The sequence below is a fragment of the Aromatoleum sp. genome (assembly GCF_036675785.1).
Classification (GTDB): Bacteria; Pseudomonadota; Gammaproteobacteria; order Burkholderiales; family Rhodocyclaceae; genus Aromatoleum.
Map to the genome: position 1 here is coordinate 1 of NZ_JAKFEF010000045.1, position 1676 is coordinate 1676.

At 67.5% G+C, this 1676-nt stretch carries 3 protein-coding genes; 1 reads left to right on the forward strand and 2 read right to left on the reverse strand.

From position 1 onward, the window contains the following. The first annotated feature begins 162 nt into the window (after positions 1-162). Positions 163-330: a hypothetical protein gene (locus V6M37_RS10430; RefSeq protein ID WP_332672984.1), complete on the forward strand. Its 168-nt coding sequence runs from the start codon at positions 163-165 to the stop codon at positions 328-330. Here the strand turns inward: V6M37_RS10430 and V6M37_RS10435 are convergent. Together V6M37_RS10435 and V6M37_RS10440 are read right to left on the reverse strand one after the other, a co-directional pair. Continuing rightward, positions 316-933, reverse strand: a complete 618-nt coding sequence (locus V6M37_RS10435) for a hypothetical protein (protein ID WP_332672986.1) — start codon at positions 931-933, stop codon at positions 316-318. The genes V6M37_RS10430 and V6M37_RS10435 overlap by 15 nt on opposite strands. A 14-nt stretch (positions 934-947) precedes the next feature. Further along, positions 948-1676: hypothetical protein (locus V6M37_RS10440; RefSeq protein WP_332672988.1), on the reverse strand; the 729-nt coding region annotated here is incomplete at its 5' end.

Consider the following 1676-nt stretch of genomic DNA (forward strand, 5'->3'; position numbering starts at 1 on the left):
CGCCCGCCGCGCGAGCGCGCTGGCGGACTTCGTCGCCGAGCACGGCGACCGCGGCCTGCGCGCGGTCGGCGGCCGGCGCACGGCATTGAAGCTGCTCGGCGCGCAGGACGCCGCGCTCGACGTCCCCGCGCTCACGCGGGCGCTCGAGCAGGAGGCGGCGGCGTGACCCGTCCGCGGACGCTGCTCGCCGACCTCGCGATCATGGTCGGCGCCTTCGCGGCGGCGACGATCGTCGCCGAGCTCGCCGGCGCGGCGAACCTCGGCACGGCGATGTCCTTCGGCCAGATCGGCTTCGGGCTGGCGGCGGTCTACGTCCTACTGCGCCGGTAAGCGCCGCAGCCGTGAGCTGCTGAGCGCCCGCTCTGCGCGCTGGGATCCCACGATGTGGGCCAGCTGCGCCGGAATCCAGTCACCGATGCGCAGACGGTCATCCGGATCCTGGTCTTGGTGGCCGGACCAATCCTCGAGCCACGCCGAGACCATCGCGTCCTGCCCTCTGCCCAGGCCAGCGGCGAGGTTGGCCACAAATCGTGCAGTTCCTCCAATCAAGGTGTGCGACTCGTCGGAGCTGATGGCGCCCCAGCGGCCGCTGGGCGGATACATGGCATGGGGGAGGATCGTCCACGCTTCGGCAGCCGCTGCGTAGCTGTCGGCATCGAGCGGACTCAGGACGTAGTGGGCTGCGGGATCTCGGTTCGTCCGCGGGTCAGCGACCGAGATGAAGACGCGCTCCAGATCCTCAGCATCAGCAGCGCGAAGTAACGCGTCGAGTGCGGAGGCGCTCAGTCCCCACGGCGTCGTCTCGTTGCGATCGACGTCGTAGATGAGCAGGCGATCACCGACCTTCTGCTGAAACGGGCACCCGTACGGGTCGAACTCGTGAAAGACCACGCTGAACGCGTTCTTCGCCCTTGCGAGATCTGAGGCGGTCATAGTGGCGCGCACCGCTACGGCCTGTGACGAACGTGGATCTTGATCGATCCCAACTCGGGAGACTTGATGTCGATCGCGGGACTACGGCTCGCGGTCTCCCCCGTCCGACGCAGTCCGATCAGCCCTCCGTTGAAACCACCATCGGCATCCGGCAGTCTGCGCAATCCCTCGCTTCCCTTGTACGGAATGCTCGTTCTGCGAGCCCCAATGCTTATGGAGCGGTAGAGACCGTACGCCCGGCGATCGAGATCTTCGCCCTTCTTCAGGCCGATCTCGTACACGCGCGGTCCCTTCTTCTTGGCCGCCCTCAGCGCGGTCTTGAGCAGCGCGTCGTTTCCGTACCAGTTGGCGGCGTTGGCGGCGATGCCACCGAGCGCTGCGGGGGGCAAACGCGAATCCTGCTCGTGAGCGCGCTGCGCGACCCGCTCCCCATATGCGTTGGCCTGGCGCAGCAGCGCACTGAACGCCACCGACTCGTCGAGTCGCTTGACCTCGGCGTTCAGAAGGCGCTGGTGACGATTCGCAAGCGTGTTGAGGTGCACCGCTCTTGCACCACGGATCGCAAGAATGACGTCGGCTGTATCGAAGCGCGCCTGTGCGACCCTCAGGAAATCCGCATCATTCGGGCGCTCGAGAACCGCGTTGACGCTCCTGTGCAGCCTGCGAGACGCGGCCAGTAGTCGAGTCGTCGCGCGCCGACGCGCTGCGGAAGCCGACGCAGAGACAACCGACTCCGCCACGGG